Source organism: Desulfovibrio sp. JY (genome assembly GCA_021730285.1).
Taxonomy (GTDB): Bacteria; Desulfobacterota; Desulfovibrionia; order Desulfovibrionales; family Desulfovibrionaceae; genus Solidesulfovibrio.
The window spans coordinates 3,801,980-3,822,786 of record CP082962.1; the positions used below are offsets into that span (position 1 = coordinate 3,801,980).

Consider the following 20,807-nt stretch of genomic DNA (forward strand, 5'->3'; position numbering starts at 1 on the left):
CTGGACGCCCTTGCCGGCAAGTTCGAGGCGTTCCTCGAAGCGCAGGTTTCGCCCACCTTGGGGCCGGTCGACGGCTCGGGAAGCGGCGATGCCGCCTCGCCTTCCCTGCTCTCCCGCCTGACACCGCGCATGCTGGCCTGTCTGGTGCTGGCCTGCCTGCTGGTCGCGGGCGTGGCCGTGCTCTCCCCGGCCCAGCTGCCCGTGGCTGCCTACAAGCTGGCCCTGGTCGCCATCGCCGGATACCTCGGCTACTGGATCGACCGCTGGTGCTTCCCCTACGCCCGTCCGGACAGCTTTCTGACCAGCGCCGACTGGCGCGCGGACAACAAGCCCGCCGCCGACCGGGCCAACAGCCCCGTGGTCGCCGGCTGCGAACAGATCTACGCCGCGGCCATGCTGCGCCGGGCCCTGGTGATGTTGGGCTGCATGCTGGCCATGGGGCTGGGGCTGTAATGGACGCTTCGCGGGGCATCGGCGGATTCTTCCTTGCCGTCTGCTTGGCCGTCTTTGCCGCCTGGCTGGTGGCCGGCTGCGACAAAGCTGAAGCGCCCACGGTCGCCCCGGCGGCCTCGCATCCGGCTCCGGCGGCGCCGGCCGCCTCTCCCGCCGTCACCACGACGCCGGCCAACCTGCGCGGCATCCCGCAAAACGCCCTGCGCTACCGCTCCGAACTGATCCGCAACGCCCGGTCCGCCTGGGGCCTGGATGCGCCCGTGGCCACCTTCGCCGGTCAGGTGCACCAGGAATCCGGCTGGCGACCGCAGGTCAAAAGCCCGGTGGGCGCGCAAGGCATGGCCCAGTTCATGCCGGCCACGTCCGCCTGGATCGCCAAGCTCTATCCCGAGCTGGCGGCCAACGAGCCCTTCAATCCGTCCTGGGCCCTGCGGGCACTGGTGACCTACGACCGCTACCTCTGGGACCGCGTCCATGCGGCCACGCCCTGCGACCGCATGGCCATGACCCTTTCGGCCTACAACGGCGGCCTCGGCTGGGTGCGCCGCGACGCGCGTCTGGCCTCCGGACAGGGTCTCGCCCAGGACCGCTGGTGGGACAACATCGAGACCGTCAACGCCGGCCGCAGCGCGGGCAACTGGCGCGAGAACCGGGGCTATCCGCGCCGCATCCTGCGCCTGCTTTCACCGCGCTACGTCGCGGCCGGCTTCGGGGGAGGTCTTTGCCATGATTAACGGCGTGTTGCTCAAGGCCGGCGGCCTGATCGTGGCCGTGCTCCTGGTCGCCCTGGCCTGGCAGTCGGTGGGGGTGGCCCGGCTGCAGACCAAGCTGGCCTTCATGTCTAAGGAGCTGGGCGCGGCCAATGCCAGCATCGCCCAGCTCCGGGCGTCGGAACAGACGCTCAAGGACGCCCGCGACGGCCTGACCCGGCAGGTCGAAGACTGCCAACAGGCCAATGCGCGTGATGAGGCCCGGACCGTCGAGCGGACGGTCATCATCCACAACGCCAAGCCCGTCCCGGCGCAAAAGGGAAAGGTGGTGGACGATGCGACTTCTCGCCGTGCCGCTGTGCATCTCAATAGCTGCCCTGTTGAGTAGCGGCTGCGCCGTAACGCCGGTCACGCCAGTCGTGGTGCAGCACCAGTTCACCCGCTGCCCCCGCCCGGCCATGCACGAGCTGCCGGAACTGGATCCCGGCCAGCATGTCTGCTCGCCGGAAAACCTGGAGCGGCTGCTCACGCGCAGCGACCGGCTGTGCTGGATGATCGAACAGCAGGACGCGGCCCTTGATTGCTACGAGCGGCAGGTCGCCGGCGGGAAACAGTGATGCGCAATTTCCTCCAGCATCACTTGAACGATGGGCATCTCTACTGTCGCCTGTGCGACCTGGGCGTTTCCGCGACCCGGGCCAAACGCTGGAGCCGCGCCATTGCCCGCTGGGTGCGGCCATTGCTGTACCGCAAGAGGAGCTGACCGATGCCTGATTTTGCCGACCATGCCCAGGACGCCGAGACCCTGCACCGGCAAGCCGCCCTTTCCCTGGCCGGAGGCAATGCGGTCGCCGGCGAACAGATCCGGGATAACGGGGTGATCGTCTGCCGTGACTGCGGCGAGCCCATTCCCGGCGCGCGGCTGCGCATCCTGCCCACGGCCTGCCGATGCGTGGCCTGCCAGGAAGCCGCGGAGGCGGACCAGTGCTGACCGACGCGCCCGGGGCCTTCCTGGCCGCCTTTTCTTCCGAGGCCACTTACACGGCCAGCAACGCCGGGGCCTCGCTTTTGGGCATCGTCGAGGACTGCGCGCCCTGGGACGGCATCAACGCCTCCCTGCGCACATCCTACAACGACGGCCAGGTGCGCCTCGGCATGGCCTGGGTGCGGCCGACTGACCTGCCCGTCGTGCCAGCCTTCGGCCACACCCTCGAGCAGGACGGCCGGACCTGGACCGTGTCGGACAGCTGGCCCGAGGGTGACATGCTCGTGCTCGGGCTGTTTAGCGGCGTGTTCGTGGTGGACGTGGAGGTCAAAAAGGACCTCGAGGTGTCGGACGGGGCCATGGGATTCAAAAAGGTGCCCACCACGATCTGGTCGGGCAAGGCGGCGGTGCACGGCCTGTCCGGCCACGAGCGGCTGCTGTCCGGCCGGGAAGTCGGCGTGGGCTACCGCAACGGCTTCATGCCAACCTGTCCGGATCTGGCTCCTGGCTGCCTGATCGTCACGCCCCACGCCAAGCTCCACGTGACCAGCGCCTACACCGACCATGCTCGCGGCTGGACCGTGTTCGAGGCCGAAGCGCGCCAGGAGGATCAGAACTGATGGGCATTTTCTCCGACCAGTTCGAGCGCGTCATGTCCCGCGTCCAGGGAGCCGTGGACGCGGAGATGCGCGAGGAGGTGCTGCCCGAGGCCAAGCGGCTGTGCCCTGTGAAAACGGGCGCGCTGCGCGATTCCCTGGAGGTCGGCGTGGAGCGCGACGGGTCCCGGATCGATGCCTACCTGGAGACCGACATACCTTACGCCCCCTACCCGGAATTCGGTTCCCACGGCCGGCCGGGAAAAGCCTACATGCGTGGCGGCGCGGCTGTGTTCGACCTGCAGGGAATCGCCGACCGCATGAAAGGCGGTGACTCGTGAGCCGCCTGACCACGCGCGGATCCGTGCGGCCCAAGCTGCGCCGGGCCCTGGACGCCTGGTTTGCGGCCCATGCGGACCACTCCTTTTTCACGGGCGTGTCCGGGCGGCTGGCCTATGTGCGGGGCTCGAAATCCTGGCCGCGCCCATACGCCGTGCTGACCATCCTGCCGGCTGTTCCCCGGGACACCCTCACCGAACGCATCGACGAGGTGCCGCTGCAGATCATGGTGTTCGCGGACAGTTCCCTGGAGGCCGAGGAGCTGGCGTCCCTGGCCTCGGACCTGTTCGAGGGCCGGGTCATCTCCGGCGACGGGCTCAAGGATTTCGAGTTTTCGCGGGGTGAGGACGTGCCCACCCTGCCGGACGAGGACGGGGTTTGGGGCGCTGGCATCCAGCTGACCGGCCTCGTTGAAACCTCCCAATAAGGAGACATCATGGACAGGGCGAACTTTCAGCTTGCCGTGGATGCGGCGCTGGTCCTCAATTACGGTCTGGTCAACCAGGCCATCGTCAAGGGGCTCAACAAGATCGGCCTGCCGGAGCTGACCCGTGACACGGTCACGGCCCAGGAATTCCGCCGGGATTTCGACATCGAGTTCACCACCACGGGCAAGTTTGGCCGCATCACCTACAGCGGCAACATGCTCATTGGCGATACCCTCGGCCAGGATACGCTCAAGCAGTATTTGAAGGACAACGCCAAGATCAACAGCGCCCGGCTGTACATCGACTATGACAACTTCCTGGCTCCGGACCTGGCCAACGACAAGGAATCGGTCTGGCAGGTGTCCAAGCATTCCCCGGGCGAGACCGACAAGAACGGCATCTTTTCGTTGTCCGGGGAAATGACCTGCGGCGGCATGTTCGCCATGTTCGTCAAGCACCAGACCGCCTCTACCATCGCCTTTGTGGCCGCCGGCAACACCATCACCGACACCGGCAACGGCTTCGTGACCGCCGGGTTCGCGGCGGGCCAGACGCTCATCGTGGAAGGATCCACCAGCAACAACGGGCAATTCCTGATCACGGCCGTGGAAGCCGGCACCCTGACCCTGGACAGCGCCGTCAAGGCGGTCGTGGACGAGGAAGCCGGCGACGAGGTCACGCTCCACGGCGGCACGCTGTAGGCCGGACAATCTTTGGGCGGCGAGGGGCGTGCACGCCCCGGCGGGGTTCCCCGGCCCGCCGCGCCGCCCAATCACCACGGGGCCCGAAGGGGATGATCATGGCGAGACTTTCCGACGAGCTGCAGGACTGGTTCCCGCTGCCGGACGATCCGGACAAGAGCGAGATCCTGGTCAAGCATATCAAGAACGGCGAGCAGAACGACATCGAGGACCAGATCCAGCTGTACGAAACCATGCTGCGCCCCGACGCCGACGGCAACCTGCAGCGCGAGATCAAGCTCAATCCGGCCCGGGGCGACAAGCGCTATGTCTATCTGTGCGCCGCCGTGCGGGACTGGAAGAACTTTTTCGACCTCGACGGCAAGCCCATGGCCTGCACGGACGAAAACAAGATCCGCATGGCCCGGGATGACAAGCAGCTTGGCCAGTTCGTGGGCGAGTGCCGGGTGATCCTGGCCAAGCGGTTCGAGGAGCAGCGGGAGGCGGCAAGAAAAAACGCTACGACCTAGGCTTGTGGCTGTCCGGGGTTGACCGCAAGCCCTGCGAGGAGTGCCGGCGCACCTTCATGGTGACGCGCTGGGACACTCCGGAGGAGCGGGAAAAGAAAAAGCACGGGCCGCCCTGCGACACCTGCCGGCCGAAGGAGCATCCGTTCAATGCCGACTGTTTCAGGATTTACCGGCGCTGCACCAACCAGCTCATCGTGGCGGGCATGGGCAACGCCATCGACATCAACCTGCTGGCCGTGGAGATGGTGATGCGGCTCGAGCGGATACCGGAGCGGGACCAGCTCGAACTGATGGATCAGGTGCAGGAGTTGGCCCGGGTGGTGCTCGGCGAACGGGCCCGGGAAGCCGAGCGGAAACGCGAAAAGAACGGCAAGGGAAGGCGGTAACACATGAGGATTCGGGCCGGCACCCTGGCGGTGGACATCACCGCCGACGGCAGAAGCCTTGAGAGCACGCTCAAGCGGTCGGACAGCCTGACCGAAGCCTTTGCCACCAATATCGATCGTCGGATGAAGCGTGCCAGCGGCAGCCTCAAAAGCCTGGGGCAAGCCGCTGGCATGACCGACAAGGAGATCGCCAGCCTCGAGGACCGGATGCGCAAGGGCATGGCGGCCGATGCCGCATCCCGGTCCCTGGAGCAGCTGCGCCGCACCGCCGGCCTGACCACCCAGGAATATAAGCGCATGGCTGTCCAGTTGGGTGTGACCACTAAGGCCAGCGACAAGGCTGGCCTTAGTCTCTCCACATTGGCAAAACGGGCCGGCGCGGCTGCCGCCGCCTATCTGTCCATCCGGGAATCCCTCCGTGTCACAGGCGACGCCTTTTCCCAGTTCGCCAATTATCAGGCCGATCTGACGGACATGGGCAAAGTCACTACGGAGAGCCTTGACGCCATCGACGCCAAAATGAAGGCCATGCCCAGGGCGCTGGGCGACTCGGACGCCCTGGTCAAGGGCTACTACCAGACCATTTCCGCTGGTGTGACCGATTCCGCCGAGGCCATGGACATGCTGACCACGGCCGCCGAAGCGTCCAAGGCGGCCCATGTGGCCCAGGACCAGACCATCAAGGCCTTGACCAAGACCATGGCCGGCTTCGACGGTGAAATCAAATCCGCCACAGAGGCTTCGGACCTTCTCTTTTCCATTGAAAAGTTGGGGCAAACCTCCTTCGCCGAACTGGTTCCGGTTATCGGCGACGTGGCCGAGAGCACCCACCTGGTCGGCGTCACGTCCCAGGAGATGGCGGCCGGGCTATCGCTCATCACCCAGACCTCTGGATCCACGGCCGAGGCGGCCACCAAGTGGCGCGCCATCATGATCGGGCTCTACAAGCCGACCGAGAACATGGGTAAGGTTCTCAAGGCGCTCGGATACGAGTCTGGCGTGGCCATGGTCAAGGAAAAGGGGTTTGCCGGGGCGTTGCAAACGCTCCAAGCCACGGCCGACAAGTCTCACTTCTCCCTCGGCAAGCTGTTTGAATCCTCCGAGGCGCTCACCGGCATCGCCGGCTTGGGTGCCCAGGATTGGGAACGCTATGCCCAATCGCTTGGGCAAGTCCAAAGCGCTGCGGGCGGGACCAACAAGGCCTTCCAGGATTATTTGCAAACGGCCAAGTCCGTCAAAGATACCTACGATTCCACCCTGCGGCAGATGTCCATCGAGTTCGGCCAAGAACTGGCCCCCATGATGACGGCCAGCATGGAGACGTTTTCCCGCACCATCCAGGAAAACAAGGATCCGATCATCACCACCCTGGGCGGCATCGAAACGTCCGTGGGGGCAATCACCTCCGCCGTCATGGCCGCGACCCGTGAATACCAGACCTTCGCCAATACCATTGCCGCCGGCATCGCCGTGATCAAAGGTGAAATGTCCTTCGGCGATTGGGCGCTCTCCGGCCCGGAAGAACTGGCCAAGAAGCTCAAGGAGGCCGGTGATGCGGCCAAGGCCGCCGCGAAACAGCAATCCCTGGAGGCCAAGACCCAACAGATCATGGCCGGCGACAACACCGGCACCATCCCCGAACTGTCCAAGATGTTCCCTGGCGACTTCGAAGCCAAGGCCCAGAAGGCAAAGAAGGCCGTGGACGGCATCAAGGTGTCCCTGGACGGGGCCAAGAAGTCCTCGGACAGCGCGGCCAACGCCGCCGCCCGCTACGGCGAACGCTCCGACGCCTATTTCGATCAGGTGCAGGCCACCATCGCCTCCCTGACGGACAGCCTGTCCGGCGGCATGGAGAGCGAGACGCTCAAGGTCGACAAGACCTTCGAGCGCGTGTTCGCGGATATCCGCAAGTCGCTCATCGGCGCCAAGGGCGATACCGAGGGATTTTCCAAGGCCTGGGTCGCGGCTGAACAGGCCTGGCCCATCCTGCGCATGGCCGCACAGCTCAAGGACTTCGAGAAGGAGCTGGACAAGTCCGCCAAGTATGCCCGGGACATGGGCACCTATCTGTCCGATCCGGACCAGCTCATGGCCGCCGACTGGCTGGAAGGCTACAAGCAGTACCTGGAGGATCTGCGCGAGGCCCGGGCCGAAACCGACCAGGAGGACGCCGCGGCCGTGGCCAAGGCGCAAGCGCGCTGGGATGCCTACCAGGAGCACGTGCTCCAGTCCCAGCGGGAGCGCCTGGGTGAAGGCGGCAAGCTGTCCGGCGCCTACTGGCAGGACGAAGCCGCCGCCCTGCAAAAGCATCTGGACGCGGTCAAGGAGGTGGCCAGCGACGAGACGGCGGCCAAGATCTACGAGGCCGAGCGGTGGGACGAATTCCTTAAAGAAAGACTTGAAGAAGAGGTCAAGTACGCCGGCAGCTTCGGCGAGACCATGGCCGCGAAATGGTCCCTGGCCTTCGGCGGGTATGAGAGCGAGACCACCCGCGCGAAAAAGCGCTGGGACACCATGGCCGACGGCATCATCCAGGGCACCAACGACGTGGTGGACGGCATCTCGGGCGGCATGGGCGACATCGTCCGATCGGCCGGAGAAGGCGCGGACGCCATCGCCAACATCGGCGAGAACCTGAAATCGCGGCTCCTGGATATCGTGGCCAGCCTCATCGAGCAGGCCACGAAGATGCTGCTCAATGATTTCATCGGCATGCTTTCGTCCGGGGTGTCCGACGGCAGCGGCTCCTTCCTCTCGTCCCTGCTCGGCAAATCGTCCTCGTCCTCCGGCGGCAGCGACGTCCTCGGCCAGGGGACTTCCGCGCTCAAGACGCTGGGGGACTATCTCGGCCAGTCCGCCGGCGAGGCGGTGGGCGACACCCTGACCACGGCGGCGTCCTCCGGCTCGACGTTGTTCCTGGGCGGCAGCAATGCCATGGCGGACATTTTTTCCGATGGCATCGACATGTCCGCCCTGGGCGCGGCGGCCACCACCTACAACACCGTGGGCGCGGAGGCCATGGCCTCGACCTACAGCGTGGCCGAAACCGCCGGCATGGCCGCCACGTCGATCTCCTCCATCCTGACCACGGCCCTCCCTATTGTCGGGGCCATCGGCGGCGCGATCGGTCTGTTTTCCGGCTTGTTCGGCGAGAAAAAGGAAGAGGTCCGCAAAACCGCTTCCGGCTACAACGTCGGCTATTCCGGCGGCTCGACCACGGTCAGCGGCGTGGACTTTTATTCCGACGGCAGCGTGGTGGGCACGGGCGTGGCCGACCCGGACGTCACGCGCGAGATCTCGGAATCGTTCAGGGACGCGGCCGAGGCCATCGACGACGCGGCCGAAAACCTGGGTTTCGCCGTCGACAACCTGATCGAGAATTTCACCATGCCCTCGATGAACATCACCGAGGACCAGCTCGGGACGTACATCGAGAACGGCACGAATCTCCTCGCATTCCAGGCCTTGGAGCAGGCGGGGCTGCGCGGCGCGTTCGATGCCCTGGCCGACGATGGCCAGACCTATATCGACCAGATCCAGGAATTCTCCGCCGCATTTTCGACTGTGGCCGGCAGTCTGTCCGCCTACGGGTACGAGATGACCGACGTGGCCCAGATCACCGGGGATCAGGTCGACGCCTTGCGCCAGCAGACCATCGAAACGGCGGCCGGCACATCCCAGGCCATCCTGACCATGGCCTCGTCCATGGGCGCGACCTCGGACCAGTTGGCGATCCTGGCCGAGAACGCTTCCGACGGCTCGCAGGCCCTGGCCGTGACCGACGAACAGCTGCAGAACCTGCTGGCCGCGAAATACTCCGAGGACCTGCTCAATGCCGTGGGCGGCGAGGACGCCTTCGCGTCCATCATGACCAACCTGACCAGCAACATCTTCAGCACGGTCGACGCCTACGTCGAAAACCTCGGGTATTACACCGATAAGGCCACCGATTCTATCGGCAAGCTGGGCGACGCTTCGGTCACCATCGACAATTTCTGGACGAAGTTCGACGCGGCCATCAAGAACGGCTTGAGCGTGGACGAGTTTGAGGCCTGGGGTAAAGCCAGCCAGTGGGTGGCCAACCTCAACAGCGTCAACGACGCCATTGCCGCCTGGAATGATAGCATGACGCAGTTCGCCCAGTCCCTGGACGTGCGCATGCTCAAGGCCAAGGGGCTGGACTACGAGGCCGAAATCACCCAGCTGGCCACGGACGCGGAATGGGAGCTGGCCGATGCCCGGGCCGCCGGTTACGACGCGGCGCTCATCGCCCGGCTCAAGGAAGTCCAGGACGCCGAGATGGCCGCCAAGATCGCGGCGCACTTGCGCGACTACGCCGACAAGCTACGCGACGCCAACAAGCGCTACGCCACGGCCGTGGGCGATTCCGGCGCCCTGGTGCAAATCGCCATCGAGGAAAACGCCCTGGAGCTGCAGGACCTGGCCAAGGAATTCAACTGGTCCGTGGGCAGCGCCGAGGAGGGGCTGTTTCAGGCGCTCCAGAAAGCCCAGTGGGCCGAGATCATCAACATGATCGAGGAGACGGCAGATACCCTGGCCAAGGCCACCGAGGCCATGGAATGGGACCTCCGGCAGCGTCAGGCCGTCATCGCCGGCTACGACGAGGAGGCCGAGGCGCTCGGCATGGTCAAGGGGTTTCTGGACGAGTTGGACCAAGCCTACGCGGACGGCCTGGACGCGGATCTGATCGCCGAGCTGATGCAAACCCAGATGGACGAGCTGGCCAAATATTGGTCCGACACCATCGACGAGATGCAGGATGATCTCCAGGATCTCTACACCAGCCAGTCCGAGCTGCTTGATTCTCTGACGGGCAACACGCAATCGGCCATCCAGGAACTGTATGCCCTTTTTGCGCGATATCAGGCCGGGGAAACCGACCTGGCCGACGACATCATCGATTCCCTAAGTTCCATCGCCGACGCCATCGATTCGATGGTCGACGACATTTATGACACGATCTACGAGATCCGCACCGGCAGCGAATACACCACGGACGACGCCGAAACCGTGGCCGCCAACGCCAAGGCCTATTTCGACGAGCAGGCCGCCCTGGCCGCCTCGGGCGACACCACGGCCATGGCCAACATCACCAGCTATGGCACGGATTACCTGGACGCCCTGCGCAGCTCAACGGCTGACGAGTCCGTGTACAATTCCGGCGTGGATTATGTGACCTCCACCCTTTCCTCCCTGGCCTCGGGCGCGGCGTCCACGTCCGGATCGCTGACCGACATCGCCACCACCGTCACGGACGATCAGATCGCCGAGGCCGAGGCGGCGCTCAAGCGGGCCGAGGTGGCCCAGCTCGAAACCACGTATCAGACGCTTTGGGCCCAGGCCGTGGCTGCGTTCCAGGGCTCGAAATATGGCGAGCTGGTGGCGCAGATGGCCACCACGGGCGTGGGCTGGTCCGGCGGTGTCGCCAACCTGCTCTCGTCGGATTATTGGGACGGCGGATCGAACAGCATGCGCGCCGCCGATGCGATCCTGGTCGGCGAGGGCGGCATGACGGCGGCTGATTATGTCGGCTGGTTCTTGAGCAATTACGGCGTGGGAACCGGGTATGTTGATTGGGACGCCGCGCTCTCCCAATGGGTCAGCTCCTCGCAGTCCACATGGCCGTCCACGGCGGCACTGCCCTCCGGAGTCATGTCGCTCTATGCCCAGGCCACGACCGCTTATGACGACTGGCAGTCCCTGAAATCCGAATACGGCTTTGCAACTGGTGGCATGATCGAGGGCGGCATACCGGGACAGGATTCGGTGTTCGTGCTCGGCAAGCCCGGCGAGGCGGTGCTGACGGAATACGAGACAGACTTGCTGCTCTATCTGGCCAGACAACTTGGCGGCATCTCGGCCGGCGCCAGCGACCGGGACGATCTGGCCAGCGAGGTCGTGGCGCTGCGGCAGGAAGTGGTTTCCTTGCATCACGATCTCGCCGCGACCCAGGCGAAGCTCGCGGACAAAACGACGGAAATCGCCTCCATGCTGATCCGATGCGGCGGCAAGGACGGCACCCTCATGGTGAGCGCGCAATGAAAATTGTGATCCCCAGGGACATCACCCTGATCTCCACCAACGTGGCCGAGAACGACGCCCAGGAATGGGACGCCGACACCACCTATGCCGCCGGCACGACGGTCATGGTGACGGCTGATCATCGGGTTTATCTGTCGTTGCGCGAGACGACGGGCGAAAACCCGGCGGATCACCAGGTTGGATCGGATCCGGCCTGGAGCGATAAGGGCGCGACCAACGCCTACAAGATGCTCGACGAGTACATCAACACGACGACCTCGGCCGAGGAACTGCTCGACGTGACCATTTCCGTGGCCCGGTGCGACGCCGTGGGCCTGTTCGGCTGCCGTGGTAAGACGTTGACCATCGACGTCATCTCCGGCGGTACGATCATCTACACCAGGACCTGGACCCTGCTCAAAAAGGTCTACACCTACACCGAATACTTTTTTTCCGACCCGGTTTTCGTGCGGGACGTGTTTACGGCTATCCCGATCCGCGGCGCATCCACCATGCGGATCCGCATCGACGCGGGCGCCGGCGGCACGGCCAAATGCGGCATCGTGGTGACAGGCATGTCGGCCTATCTGGGCGAAACACAGTGGGACGTCACCCCGAGCCGCGTCTCCTACTCGAAAATAATCACCGACGATTACGGCAATACGTCCCTGAGCAAGGGCCGGCTGGCTAAGTACCTGAAATTCAAGGCGCGCATCAATACCAAGGAGATCGATTACATCCAGAAGCGCCTGGACGATATCGACGGCATCGCCTGCATCTTCGTGGCCTACAGCGAGACCGGGTACCAGCCGGAGGCATTGCTGGTTTACGGCTACGCAAAAGAGGTGGAGCCGAACCTGCCCAACAGTGAACTGTCCACCGTGCAATTCGAGGTCGAGGGCCTCGTTTAGGGGGAGCCATGTCCATACCGTCCCTGACGCCGCTGTCCACTCCGCCTGGGCGGACGGCCGACGATTTCGATGATGCCATGCCGCAGACATTGACCGAAGTCGACAACATGGTCGACCAGCTCAACGAGATCGTCGACGCGATCAATCCCATCCTTCCGGCGCTCGATGAAGTCCCGACGCAATCCGCGACGGCCTCCCAAGCGGCAGACACCGCTACCGACGCTGCGGCTGTGTCCATTGCCAAGGCGGCCGAAGCGGCGGCTTCATCCGCCTTGGCCGGCACGGCAAAGACCGACGCGGAAGCGGCGAGGGATGAGGCCTCCTCCTTGCGCGATGAGGTCGCGGCACTGGCCTCGAATGCAAGTGCAGGTGGTATTTCGGCTGCCATAGGCACGGCGGCCGGAGACCTCGTCTACTACCCCGAGGCAGGAGTCCCGCAACGTTTGGGCGTGGGGTCCGAGGGGCAGGTTTTACGGGTGGTCGGGGGCCTGCCGTTTTGGGAGGATGCTCCGGTCTCAGTCAGTTTAGAGCCGACGCACATCACCAACGCCGGATTTGGCGTGTGGAGCAACGGCACTCTGGAGAGCGCCTATTCGAGCGTTGATTTGCTCGGCGGAACGGGAAATTTTGAAACTGATGAAGATGTTGCTTCGTGGATCACTGGAAACAGTGCGGCGATAACGCGCGACACGGAAAATGCTAAATTTGGGAGCTCCTGCCTGAAAATAACGAACAATGGAGCTACAAACGGATATAAATCAATATCAATCAATACGGTTTCAGGTCATGTTTATCAAGTTGTTGCCTATGCTAAAAGAGGTACATGCAACATTGCGTATGTTTGGGTCGGAACATCTGTTGCCAACTACGATATATTTCAGATGTCAACGGCATCGACCGGATACGAAAGGCTTGAATGTACCTTTGAGGCTACGTCGTCAACCACATACATAACATGTGAAAACTATAGTACATCCGCAGGAACAGCTTATTATGATTCAATATCTGTATACGACATGGGGCCAAACCTCGTAACCAACGGAACATTCAACAGCGATACGACGGGATGGACGGCTGGAAACGGTGCCGTTCTTGCGAGCGTTTCTGGCGGAGTTAGTGGAAATTGTTTAAGGATTACAAATAGTGGGGCAACAAACGGTTATGCTACCCAGGTGTTTAGTGGGTTAACCGTTGGGAAGTTATACAAATTCTCTGGTTCAGCAAAGAAAGGGACAGCAAACGCGATATTCTATTTAAGTTCTCTCGGTGCAGGAATTGGATATGATGAAATATCTGGATCAAGCCTGTATGATGCGTCTGGTTCGTTTTCTCGATTTACATGCCTGTTTGAGGCTAAATCAGAGAATTTGTATGTTGCATGTATAAACGCTGCTGCGTCTGGTGGAGTTGGGTATTACGACTCCATCACCCTCACCGAAGTCACTGTTGGATGCGTCGACTACAATACCAAAGCTCTCGATCTCTGGAACAAAGACCCCACCACCAAATGCTGGCGCGAGACCAACAACGTCAAGAGTGGCGCTCTCTACGCCCTGCGCGTCTACGGAGGCAAGGTGTACTGGAGTGATGGCCAGCGTGTTGCGACGCCCGAGTTTTGCCGCCGCTACGCTGGGGCCGGCCCTGTGGTCATCGGCGTATGGGTCCATTCCTCGGTCGCCAATAAGGCCAGGATAGGGATCATCGACAGCGCGGGCGAGAGCTGGTCGGAGTACCACCCGGGTGATGGACTGTACCACTATCTCCAGGTCACACGCACACCAGCCGCTGGCATAACGTCGTTCCAGGCGGTTGCGGACAGCGGAACGGATGCAGAGGCGGTCTTTAGCCAGCCCCAATTGCAGCGGGGGAACCTACTGGATGAGGGGAGCTTTGTGGGTAGGACAAGAGAAATAATTCGATTCCCGTCCATACAATCCACTAAATACACATGGGCAGGAAAAACTGCTCAAGCATTTACGGCACATTCTATCGCTGTTGATTCTAATTGCAGACTCCCTCGAGGAATAAAGTCAGTTATCATCACTTTCGTTGCTGACGATAATGGCTCTGCCACTGCAACCCTATCTAATCGCGTTGCCATTGTAAACTCAACTGGCCCTAGCGGGGAAGCGGTTAACGGAATAAATAATGCAGACTATGGTGTTATAGTAAATGCTGGGTCTTCCGCATACAATTTTGCTAACGGGGCAATACCTGTCAATGCTGATGGACAAATATTCGTTGGATTTAGCTCGTCTGGCACTAACACTATGTATTTTTCGCTGAAATATGGAGGGGTAGAAATCTAATGGTAACACTTCGAGACATCAGCGCTGGCGTTGCCTCTATCAATATTAACCTCGACGGCACCACCTACGTCTGGACGGTCGGTGCGTTGGATGGCGTCGCCGACGTCCAGGCCTACCTGGAAGCCCATGCCGACGACTACCGATCCGACATCCGCGCGGCCCTGGCCATGGGGCGACAGCTGGAGATCGTGACGCCGCCGACGCTGACCGAGGCCATTTCCGCCAAACTCGCCGCCGTCCAAGCCGAAAAATGTCGCGTGCGCGATGGCTGCTTCCTGGTGGACGGCGTGCTGTTCGACAGCGACCAGGCGGCGCGGACGTCGTATCTCGAACTGGAAAACGAGTTGTCGGCCGACGCGGCTTACACCACGCCCTGGAAGGCTTCCGCTGGCTTTTGGGTGACCATGGACGCCACGCTCTACGCCAGCGTCAAGGCGTCCGGGCGCACTCATGTCGCGGCCTGCTTCGCCTGGCAGGCGGCCAGGGACGCCGAACTCGCGGCCATCCAGGCAGCCGTGGTTGCCGGAACAATGACCGACGCTGACGCCATCACGGCCGTCGACGCCATCTCGGCTAGCTACGAAGCGGTGTAGCCCGAGAACGCCAAGCGCGTGCAAGCCCTGGTGGCGGGGTTTTGAAGACTCAAATCGCCTTCACCTCCAGAATATCCCGCCAGTTCGTCGTGTAATGCGGCGAGCGCAGGGCCTGCTTCATGCGCCAGTCCTGCTCGATGCCGCAGGCGGCGAACTTGAGCGCGTCCCGGCCAAAACGGTCGTTGATCGCATCGAGCACGCGCATGAGCCGCTCTCCCCTGCCCCCGGCTTCCGGCTCGGGTTCCAGCAACGAAAGCTGCCGGTTTTTCAGGCGCTCCAGGCCGGACAGCATGATGCCGGCCTTCTTGTAGCGGTAGCCTTTGCGGAAAATGCGTTCCAACACCCGGATCGCGGCCCGGATGATCGCGGCGGTGTGCGCCGTGGCCACGGGCAAGGCGGCATAGGCGGAGTTCGCATACTGGGGCTCACCTTCGATAAAGGTATTCGTCTGCACCCAGACCGTGACGCCATTCGCCTGCAGGCGCGCGGCGCGCATGCGTTCGGCCGCCCGGGTGACGTAGGTGGCCACGGCCTCGCGCATGTCCTCGATGGCCAGGACGGGCCGGCTGAACGATCGTGAGGCGGCCACCGACTTCTTGGCCGGCGCGACGGTCTCCAGGTCGAGACACGGGATCCCCCGCAGCTCGAGCTGGGTGTGCAGCCCACCGATGGTCATCCGCTTCTTGACCAGGTCCCGTGGCAGATCCCGAAACTGCCGGGCATTGCGCACGCCAAGGCGCTCCAGCATGGCGGTGTAGCGCCGACCGATGCCCCAGACATCCTCCACCGGCACCCTCTCCAGCACGGCATCCGGATCCGCGCACGCCTCGAAATCCAGCACGCCCTCGAGGGCGGCGTCCTTCTTGGCCAGCTTGTTGGCCACCTTGGCCAGGGTTTTGGTCGGCCCGAGCCCGATGGAGACCGGGATGCCTGTCCAGCGCCCGACCGTCGCCCGGATCTGCCGGCTGTAGGCCATGACATCGTATGGCATGCCGGTCAGCTCCAGGAACGCCTCGTCGATGGAATAGATCTCCAGGTTCGGGGTGAACCGGGCCAGGGTTTTCATGACCCGGGCCGACATGTCGCCGTAGAGCGTGTAGTTCGAGGAGAACACGGCCGCGTTGTGCCGGCGGAACAGCTCCCGGCACTCGAAGGCCGGCTTGCCCATGGGGATGCCGGCGGCCTTGGCCTCGGCCGAGCGGGCGATGACGCAGCCGTCGTTGTTGGACAGCACGACCACGGGACGGTTGGCCAGGGACGGCACAAACACCTTTTCGCACGAGGCGTAAAAGGAGTTGCAGTCCACCAGGGCCAGGATCTGGCGGGGCGGCATGGCGGCGTCAGGTCCGGTGGATGACGAAGGTGACCACGCCCCAGATCTCGAAGGAGGACTCCGGCCGGATCTCGATGGGCTTGTAGGCGTCGTTTTCCGGGGCCAGGAACAAACGCCCGTCCATGTGCTTCAGGCGCTTGACCGTCAGCTCCCCGTCCACGGCCGCGATGACGATGCGCCCTGGCCGGGCTTCCTCGGCCCGATCCACCACCAGGATGTCGCCGGATTGGATGCCGGCGTCGCGCATGGATTCCCCGCTGGCGCGGACGTAGAACGTGGCCGCTGGATGGGTGATGCACAGGTCGTTGAGGTCCAGGGCCTGGTCGAGATAATCCTCGGCCGGGCTGGGAAAACCGGCAGACACCGGCGTCAGGTAGAACGGCAGGGGCAGCGGGGTCCTGGCCTCGAGAGGAATGGGCGGGAGTTGCGGGCGCATGGCCCCGTCATAGGGAAAAACGATGGGCGTTGTCCAGAAATATAAACAAAAGTTGTACTATATAAACAAAAAGCTCGTCTATCTGCCCGTTCCTTTCATCTCAGTAATAAACCCAGTCGAGATAATCCTCTATCAAACTTCAGGTACAGGGGTAATGCCAGTTGAGTGCGGGGCTCAAGGGGCAACATGCGGATGTTGTACAATATAAACAAACACCTCAATTCCGGACGAGCCACAAAGCGCGGCTCGTCCGGAATTAGCGCTACCGCTACACAGCCGTAAACGAACAGCTCCACTGGGGCCAATTATCACTTTTGCCGCGATTATTTTCCCAGTAGAGGGGCTGAAGGTTACTCAGATCGTCAGAGCCGCCCTGAGCTACGGGTTTGATGTGGTCGATTTCCCAGCCACGGCTGCTACCCGTGTTTCCATAATCGGAGTACCGCATCCAGGCTCCACAGGTATCTTTCCGGTACTCGGCCGGGGAATTACCCTGGACAATCTTGCCCTTACTCCAAACTTGTTGTTTGGTGCCTTCGTCGAAGGCCCCACCCCTGACATTACTACTGTGTTTTCTCATGCTGACACCCAATTCGAGTTTTGGAGTGGGTGACTTGACACGAACAGGTGGGCATGCGATGGCTTGATTCCCCAATCTAGCCGCGAACTCAACTGTTCGCATCAAGGGCCGCCACCCACTCCGTTGGGCCTGGCGGCCTTTGACTCATATATACTAAGTATCGTCGGAAGTGGGCGATACTTTTTTTCGTTTTTTCTGTTTGATTTTTATATTATCCTTGGATTCTTTTATTTGAGCATTCTCCTCTTTGACTATTGGCTGAGGTGGAATATGGATTGTCGGCAAATAAACTGGAGCATATGGCCCTCGTGAAGTAACAGTACATAAATACTCCCTAGCAGCACCGTAAAGCATGGAGGGGGCAAAATTTGTTTTAAGGGACTCCCATTTATCCTTAGGATAAGCTGCTGCTATCTCAAAAATGCCAACAACTTCAAGATAAAAGTCCCAAGCCTTTTCTTTCTCTGGATAGGGAGAAGATATTTGCAATGTTACTTGAAACTTTAACAGGTCCTCCGACACATCACCTACACCACCTCGGAGTGTGACAGTATCCATCTCATACGCTTCACCATTCTCCAATTTTTCTGGAGAGGTTTCAGGATTCGCTTTATAGCGAAATTCGGTATAAAAATGCGAAATAAGGCGGAGCGGTGGTGGGAATTTACTTTGCTGAGTCATAAGATTATACCCTAAGCCACTAATGCCTTATTGTTGTTTTTTTCATAATGAACGTTAGATACTGTGCCCTCAGGATGTATAGCTTTCCAGGTCGAAGGCTTACGTTGTTTTGATGTGTAGGTCCATTTTCCAATGCTGTCTATGGGAACAATCCGTGTCTCTGGTTTATAACCTAGTGCATGGAGGATCTTGATGAGGGTTTTCATGGTCAAATTAGCCTGTCCAGAAAGGACTTTCGTAACAAAAGGCTTACTAGTCCCAAGCCGTCTCGACAGTTCTGCTTTGCTTACATTGGTCTGTTTCATAATTAAATAAATTTGATCCGAGATATTATCAATATAATCATAATACGACCAGTCTTCAGAACTAATTTGAGAAACAAACTCAACAAAACACCCGCTATATTCAACATTATTTATGAGGCAAGATTTCATTACACCAACTCCTTCACGCAAAGCTCGACGAGCCTTTGTGCTCTTTTTACCTCCGACTTTGGCCAACGGTCACGTTTTTTTCTAAAGCAATTAACAACCACAAAAATAGTTTTGTCTTTATCGAGATATATACCAGGCAGACGGAGTTGTTTTCCTGCTTTGATAGCATAATAGCCTTCGTCGCCGTAATGTTTAAATTTTCCTTCGTTCCGAGGAAATTCGCCTAAAGTCAAGAAGTGTTTAATGAACCGAATAGCCAAAGTGCGTTCCTGCTCTTTTATACCAGGGCAACGCAGCAGAGGACCCTTGATTTCGTCCGGCGCCTTTTCAAACCAGTAGAGGACCGCCCGCCCCTGCGCTTCTAGTATGGTCATAACCGGCATGGTTAACCTTTAGGTAAACTCGAAGAAGTTTTCTGTCAAGTCAACATTCAAGCAATGCCTTGATATTTATTTAACATTCCGTTTTTTTTAACAAAATAAGCTTGCTCAAAGAGGGAAAAGGAGCGTTGAGACGAGTTATCTTTATAGCCGGCATTCCCTCCTGGCATCCGGCATTTTTGCTCTTTGCAACAACCTAACCATCTAAGTATTATGATGAATTCTTCGACACAACGCTCATCGTTCGCATTTTAGCACCTAGTTGCTCAAAACAAACCCATTAGGTTCTATACGCTCGTCGACGCCGCGATCCTTGATGCGGCGGGCATTGAACGCGCGGTTGCGGGGTTGGCCATGGGCATCGAGCGTCCCATCAGAACCCATGTCGCTCTCCTCTAGTCCGTGTCAGGAAGTGGAAGTTGCGGGCGATCCTTCCTGTGTCCGAATGCTGGGATCGGTGCCGGTAATCAGCCATTCGACAAAATGATCTTGGGAGATAGGGAACTCATCAACTTTCACAAGGTGTTGTTTCTGATCATCTGGAACGAGCTTGGCGACCTCGAGATACCCAGCAAAACGTTTTGTTTGGACGCGAAGGATATACTCCTTTTTCTTCACCTCTTCTCCATGTGAGACATAATTCTGTCCAAACAAAGCGATATATCGCTTTATTTCAGCATCATCTGGGCGTGTTGGCCACTTCTGAAGATTGACGGCAGCAGGAATAGCCGGGCTTGATTTTTGTATTTGAAAGGCAACTTTGACATGTTGGAGAGCTGTCTTCGATGTCTCATAAGCTTCTCGTGTATCGTAAACAGTATACCCCTCCCGAAATTCAAATCTACTTCCCTGTGTCCATGCTTGTTCAGGAATTTTATTTACTTTCTGTGTTGTAAATCGAATATCAATTGCTTCACGAAACTGTGAGGCAATTGGGAAAGCCCATCCTTCAGCATAGCCATCAGCAAAAGTTGCTAGTAACGTCTCCAGTCGATTGGTCTTATTTTGAGCAATAAGCTTCTGAAATATTTTAAAGGGATGGCTTAGCGTCAAAGATGCGTTCATTGTATCGGTCCGTTAGATGTCTTTCCCGAAGTCAGCCCCGGGCTCATGGAGGTTATGATATCCAGGATCGGCCGGAGGCTCGGCGGTCTTGTAGATGCTTTTAGTGCGGAGAGTCTTCCCCATCACGATGGCATCAAGGCCATCAGCTATTCGCTCTTTCGGGGTACCCAGCTCGGTTTGAAGCCGCTTGTAGGTGAGCATCTCCCGCTGAGCAGGGGATAGGTTTGGCGAAGTTTCTTCAGCAGGTACGGCTATCTGTTCAGAGGATGCTTCGTTCTGAAAGATGTTGCCTTCACCCGTCAAAAGCCAAGTCCCATTGAGATGAAAAACGTTGACCCAGTTCGCTAATGTACTCCGGGAAGGTTCCCTCTTTCCCGTCAAATAGCCGCTGAGCGTTTGTTTAGTAACTCCGCCATGCTGCGCAAATTCCACGTCCTTAACTCTAAGGACTTGAATTAACTCGCGTAGCCGTGTCGCGAACTTTTGATTGTCGTCGGAATTCATTTTTTAAGTAAAAATCGTTGACGTAAGTTCACGAAATTCATTAAAGCCAAAACCACGGGACACGTTTTCGCCAACTAGGACCTAGCCCGTCCTGCCAGCGGCCCCAAAAAGAGGTTTCGCTATGCAATTCTGTGAACCTGTTCACACAATTACCCCCACCCGTCAAGATAGGTGCCGCGCCTGGCTCGTGGAGCGGCGCATTGTTTTCAAGGAACTGGCCGCGGACGCCGGTATGTCCAAAACCACGCTGTCCAACATCATCGCCGGACGCCGGGCCACACCCGACCATATCCGAAAACTGATCGCACTCGGCGTGCCGGCCGAGCTGTTGCCCGAGCCGCGCAAGCCCGGAAAGCCAGGCCCCAAGCCCAAAACCGACCACCCGGCCCTGTAGGGCGGCCAGTATCCCTGGCTAGCCCGTTTTCGCGGCCC

Annotated in this window: 25 protein-coding genes; 17 read left to right on the forward strand and 8 right to left on the reverse strand. The window is 60.1% G+C overall.

The genetic code is table 11. The features are described from left to right. Nucleotides 1-129 precede the first annotated feature (129 nt). The 16 genes from K9F62_16995 (at nucleotide 130) to K9F62_17070 (ending at nucleotide 14,962) form a co-directional block, all read left to right on the forward strand. Nucleotides 130-453 (forward strand): putative holin, encoded by a 324-nt coding sequence (locus tag K9F62_16995; protein UJX43235.1) that lies wholly within the window; start codon nucleotides 130-132, stop codon nucleotides 451-453. Next, a complete protein-coding gene (locus K9F62_17000; GenBank protein ID UJX40379.1) occupies nucleotides 453-1,187 on the forward strand; it encodes a transglycosylase SLT domain-containing protein in 735 nt (244 codons plus the stop codon). The genes K9F62_16995 and K9F62_17000 overlap by 1 nt, the downstream gene beginning before the upstream one ends. Beyond that, nucleotides 1,180-1,551, forward strand: coding sequence for a hypothetical protein (locus K9F62_17005; protein UJX40380.1), 372 nt, complete (start codon nucleotides 1,180-1,182; stop codon nucleotides 1,549-1,551). The genes K9F62_17000 and K9F62_17005 overlap by 8 nt, the downstream gene beginning before the upstream one ends. Further along, nucleotides 1,499-1,780, forward strand: a complete 282-nt coding sequence (locus tag K9F62_17010) for a hypothetical protein (GenBank protein ID UJX40381.1) — start codon at nucleotides 1,499-1,501, stop codon at nucleotides 1,778-1,780. Before K9F62_17005 ends, K9F62_17010 begins: the two co-directional genes overlap by 53 nt. Next, nucleotides 1,780-1,926 (forward strand): hypothetical protein, encoded by a 147-nt coding sequence (locus K9F62_17015; GenBank protein UJX40382.1) that lies wholly within the window; start codon nucleotides 1,780-1,782, stop codon nucleotides 1,924-1,926. Before K9F62_17010 ends, K9F62_17015 begins: the two co-directional genes overlap by 1 nt. Nucleotides 1,927-1,929: 3 nt before the next feature. Then, nucleotides 1,930-2,154 carry a TraR/DksA C4-type zinc finger protein gene (locus K9F62_17020; protein UJX40383.1) on the forward strand — a complete coding sequence of 75 codons (225 nt, stop codon included), beginning with the start codon at nucleotides 1,930-1,932 and terminating at the stop codon, nucleotides 2,152-2,154. Further along, nucleotides 2,148-2,768, forward strand: coding sequence for a hypothetical protein (locus K9F62_17025; protein UJX40384.1), 621 nt, complete (start codon nucleotides 2,148-2,150; stop codon nucleotides 2,766-2,768). The genes K9F62_17020 and K9F62_17025 overlap by 7 nt, the downstream gene beginning before the upstream one ends. Continuing rightward, nucleotides 2,768-3,085, forward strand: a complete 318-nt coding sequence (locus K9F62_17030) for an HK97 gp10 family phage protein (GenBank protein UJX40385.1) — start codon at nucleotides 2,768-2,770, stop codon at nucleotides 3,083-3,085. Before K9F62_17025 ends, K9F62_17030 begins: the two co-directional genes overlap by 1 nt. Beyond that, nucleotides 3,082-3,510, forward strand: a complete 429-nt coding sequence (locus tag K9F62_17035; GenBank protein UJX40386.1) for a hypothetical protein — start codon at nucleotides 3,082-3,084, stop codon at nucleotides 3,508-3,510. The genes K9F62_17030 and K9F62_17035 overlap by 4 nt, the downstream gene beginning before the upstream one ends. 9 nt (nucleotides 3,511-3,519) lie before the next feature. Then, on the forward strand, nucleotides 3,520-4,212 hold the full coding sequence (locus K9F62_17040; protein UJX40387.1) for a hypothetical protein: 693 nt from the start codon (nucleotides 3,520-3,522) through the stop codon (nucleotides 4,210-4,212). A gap of 98 nt (nucleotides 4,213-4,310) precedes the next feature. Next, the gene (locus K9F62_17045; GenBank protein UJX40388.1) at nucleotides 4,311-4,721 is read left to right on the forward strand and encodes a hypothetical protein; all 411 of its coding nucleotides are present in this window, start codon (nucleotides 4,311-4,313) and stop codon (nucleotides 4,719-4,721) included. 56 nt (nucleotides 4,722-4,777) lie between these two features. After that, entirely contained in the window at nucleotides 4,778-5,107 is a 330-nt protein-coding gene (locus tag K9F62_17050; protein UJX40389.1) for a DUF1799 domain-containing protein, read from the forward strand. Between the two features lie 3 nt (nucleotides 5,108-5,110). Then, a complete protein-coding gene (locus tag K9F62_17055) occupies nucleotides 5,111-11,170 on the forward strand; it encodes a phage tail tape measure protein (GenBank protein UJX40390.1) in 6,060 nt (2,019 codons plus the stop codon). Continuing rightward, a complete protein-coding gene (locus tag K9F62_17060) occupies nucleotides 11,167-12,060 on the forward strand; it encodes a hypothetical protein (protein ID UJX40391.1) in 894 nt (297 codons plus the stop codon). Before K9F62_17055 ends, K9F62_17060 begins: the two co-directional genes overlap by 4 nt. An 8-nt stretch (nucleotides 12,061-12,068) precedes the next feature. Continuing rightward, nucleotides 12,069-14,369 (forward strand): carbohydrate binding domain-containing protein, encoded by a 2,301-nt coding sequence (locus tag K9F62_17065; protein UJX40392.1) that lies wholly within the window; start codon nucleotides 12,069-12,071, stop codon nucleotides 14,367-14,369. Then, nucleotides 14,369-14,962: a hypothetical protein gene (locus K9F62_17070; GenBank protein ID UJX40393.1), complete on the forward strand. Its 594-nt coding sequence runs from the start codon at nucleotides 14,369-14,371 to the stop codon at nucleotides 14,960-14,962. Before K9F62_17065 ends, K9F62_17070 begins: the two co-directional genes overlap by 1 nt. 49 nt (nucleotides 14,963-15,011) lie before the next feature. Here the strand turns inward: K9F62_17070 and K9F62_17075 are convergent, their stop codons facing one another. The 8 genes from K9F62_17075 to K9F62_17110 all read right to left on the reverse strand — a co-directional run bounded on the left by K9F62_17075 (nucleotide 15,012) and on the right by K9F62_17110 (nucleotide 20,375). Then, the gene (locus tag K9F62_17075) at nucleotides 15,012-16,295 is read right to left on the reverse strand and encodes a Y-family DNA polymerase (GenBank protein UJX40394.1); all 1,284 of its coding nucleotides are present in this window, start codon (nucleotides 16,293-16,295) and stop codon (nucleotides 15,012-15,014) included. A 7-nt stretch (nucleotides 16,296-16,302) separates the two neighbouring features. Further along, complete coding sequence (umuD, locus tag K9F62_17080; GenBank protein ID UJX40395.1) at nucleotides 16,303-16,731, reverse strand: translesion error-prone DNA polymerase V autoproteolytic subunit; 429 nt, start codon at nucleotides 16,729-16,731, stop codon at nucleotides 16,303-16,305. A 268-nt stretch (nucleotides 16,732-16,999) separates the two neighbouring features. Then, entirely contained in the window at nucleotides 17,000-17,311 is a 312-nt protein-coding gene (locus tag K9F62_17085; protein UJX40396.1) for an HNH endonuclease, read from the reverse strand. A gap of 153 nt (nucleotides 17,312-17,464) precedes the next feature. Further along, a complete protein-coding gene (locus tag K9F62_17090; protein UJX40397.1) occupies nucleotides 17,465-17,992 on the reverse strand; it encodes a protein-export chaperone SecB in 528 nt (175 codons plus the stop codon). Between the two features lie 11 nt (nucleotides 17,993-18,003). Further along, on the reverse strand, nucleotides 18,004-18,426 hold the full coding sequence (locus K9F62_17095) for a helix-turn-helix transcriptional regulator (GenBank protein UJX40398.1): 423 nt from the start codon (nucleotides 18,424-18,426) through the stop codon (nucleotides 18,004-18,006). Continuing rightward, entirely contained in the window at nucleotides 18,426-18,809 is a 384-nt protein-coding gene (locus tag K9F62_17100; protein ID UJX40399.1) for a type II toxin-antitoxin system RelE/ParE family toxin, read from the reverse strand. Before K9F62_17100 ends, K9F62_17095 begins: the two co-directional genes overlap by 1 nt. A 402-nt stretch (nucleotides 18,810-19,211) precedes the next feature. Then, entirely contained in the window at nucleotides 19,212-19,871 is a 660-nt protein-coding gene (locus tag K9F62_17105; GenBank protein UJX40400.1) for a hypothetical protein, read from the reverse strand. Between the two features lie 12 nt (nucleotides 19,872-19,883). After that, a complete protein-coding gene (locus K9F62_17110) occupies nucleotides 19,884-20,375 on the reverse strand; it encodes a helix-turn-helix domain-containing protein (protein ID UJX40401.1) in 492 nt (163 codons plus the stop codon). Nucleotides 20,376-20,496: 121 nt separating this feature from the next. Here K9F62_17110 and K9F62_17115 point away from each other — a divergent pair, with 121 nt between their 5' ends. After that, complete coding sequence (locus tag K9F62_17115) at nucleotides 20,497-20,769, forward strand: helix-turn-helix domain-containing protein (protein ID UJX40402.1); 273 nt, start codon at nucleotides 20,497-20,499, stop codon at nucleotides 20,767-20,769. Nucleotides 20,770-20,807: the final 38 nt, after the last annotated feature.

Bases quoted from the DNA above. Each gene is read 5' to 3' on its own strand.
- K9F62_17045 (UJX40388.1), top strand. From the start codon at position 4,311: ATGGCGAGACTTTCCGACGAGCTGCAGGACTGGTTCCCGCTGCCGGAC.
- K9F62_17010 (UJX40381.1), top strand. From the start codon at position 1,499: ATGCGACTTCTCGCCGTGCCGCTGTGCATCTCAATAGCTGCCCTGTTG.
- K9F62_17100 (UJX40399.1), bottom strand. From the start codon at position 18,809: ATGCCGGTTATGACCATACTAGAAGCGCAGGGGCGGGCGGTCCTCTAC.
- K9F62_17005 (UJX40380.1), top strand. From the start codon at position 1,180: ATGATTAACGGCGTGTTGCTCAAGGCCGGCGGCCTGATCGTGGCCGTG.
- K9F62_17075 (UJX40394.1), bottom strand. From the start codon at position 16,295: ATGCCGCCCCGCCAGATCCTGGCCCTGGTGGACTGCAACTCCTTTTAC.
- K9F62_17115 (UJX40402.1), top strand. From the start codon at position 20,497: ATGCAATTCTGTGAACCTGTTCACACAATTACCCCCACCCGTCAAGAT.
- K9F62_17020 (UJX40383.1), top strand. From the start codon at position 1,930: ATGCCTGATTTTGCCGACCATGCCCAGGACGCCGAGACCCTGCACCGG.
- K9F62_17000 (UJX40379.1), top strand. From the start codon at position 453: ATGGACGCTTCGCGGGGCATCGGCGGATTCTTCCTTGCCGTCTGCTTG.
- K9F62_17030 (UJX40385.1), top strand. From the start codon at position 2,768: ATGGGCATTTTCTCCGACCAGTTCGAGCGCGTCATGTCCCGCGTCCAG.
- K9F62_17065 (UJX40392.1), top strand. From the start codon at position 12,069: ATGTCCATACCGTCCCTGACGCCGCTGTCCACTCCGCCTGGGCGGACG.
- K9F62_16995 (UJX43235.1), top strand. From the start codon at position 130: ATGCTGGCCTGTCTGGTGCTGGCCTGCCTGCTGGTCGCGGGCGTGGCC.
- K9F62_17060 (UJX40391.1), top strand. From the start codon at position 11,167: ATGAAAATTGTGATCCCCAGGGACATCACCCTGATCTCCACCAACGTG.
- K9F62_17040 (UJX40387.1), top strand. From the start codon at position 3,520: ATGGACAGGGCGAACTTTCAGCTTGCCGTGGATGCGGCGCTGGTCCTC.
- K9F62_17105 (UJX40400.1), bottom strand. From the start codon at position 19,871: ATGAACGCATCTTTGACGCTAAGCCATCCCTTTAAAATATTTCAGAAG.
- K9F62_17095 (UJX40398.1), bottom strand. From the start codon at position 18,426: ATGAAATCTTGCCTCATAAATAATGTTGAATATAGCGGGTGTTTTGTT.
- umuD (UJX40395.1), bottom strand. From the start codon at position 16,731: ATGCGCCCGCAACTCCCGCCCATTCCTCTCGAGGCCAGGACCCCGCTG.
- K9F62_17055 (UJX40390.1), top strand. From the start codon at position 5,111: ATGAGGATTCGGGCCGGCACCCTGGCGGTGGACATCACCGCCGACGGC.
- K9F62_17050 (UJX40389.1), top strand. From the start codon at position 4,778: ATGGTGACGCGCTGGGACACTCCGGAGGAGCGGGAAAAGAAAAAGCAC.
- K9F62_17090 (UJX40397.1), bottom strand. From the start codon at position 17,992: ATGACTCAGCAAAGTAAATTCCCACCACCGCTCCGCCTTATTTCGCAT.
- K9F62_17015 (UJX40382.1), top strand. From the start codon at position 1,780: ATGCGCAATTTCCTCCAGCATCACTTGAACGATGGGCATCTCTACTGT.
- K9F62_17085 (UJX40396.1), bottom strand. From the start codon at position 17,311: ATGAGAAAACACAGTAGTAATGTCAGGGGTGGGGCCTTCGACGAAGGC.
- K9F62_17110 (UJX40401.1), bottom strand. From the start codon at position 20,375: ATGAATTCCGACGACAATCAAAAGTTCGCGACACGGCTACGCGAGTTA.
- K9F62_17070 (UJX40393.1), top strand. From the start codon at position 14,369: ATGGTAACACTTCGAGACATCAGCGCTGGCGTTGCCTCTATCAATATT.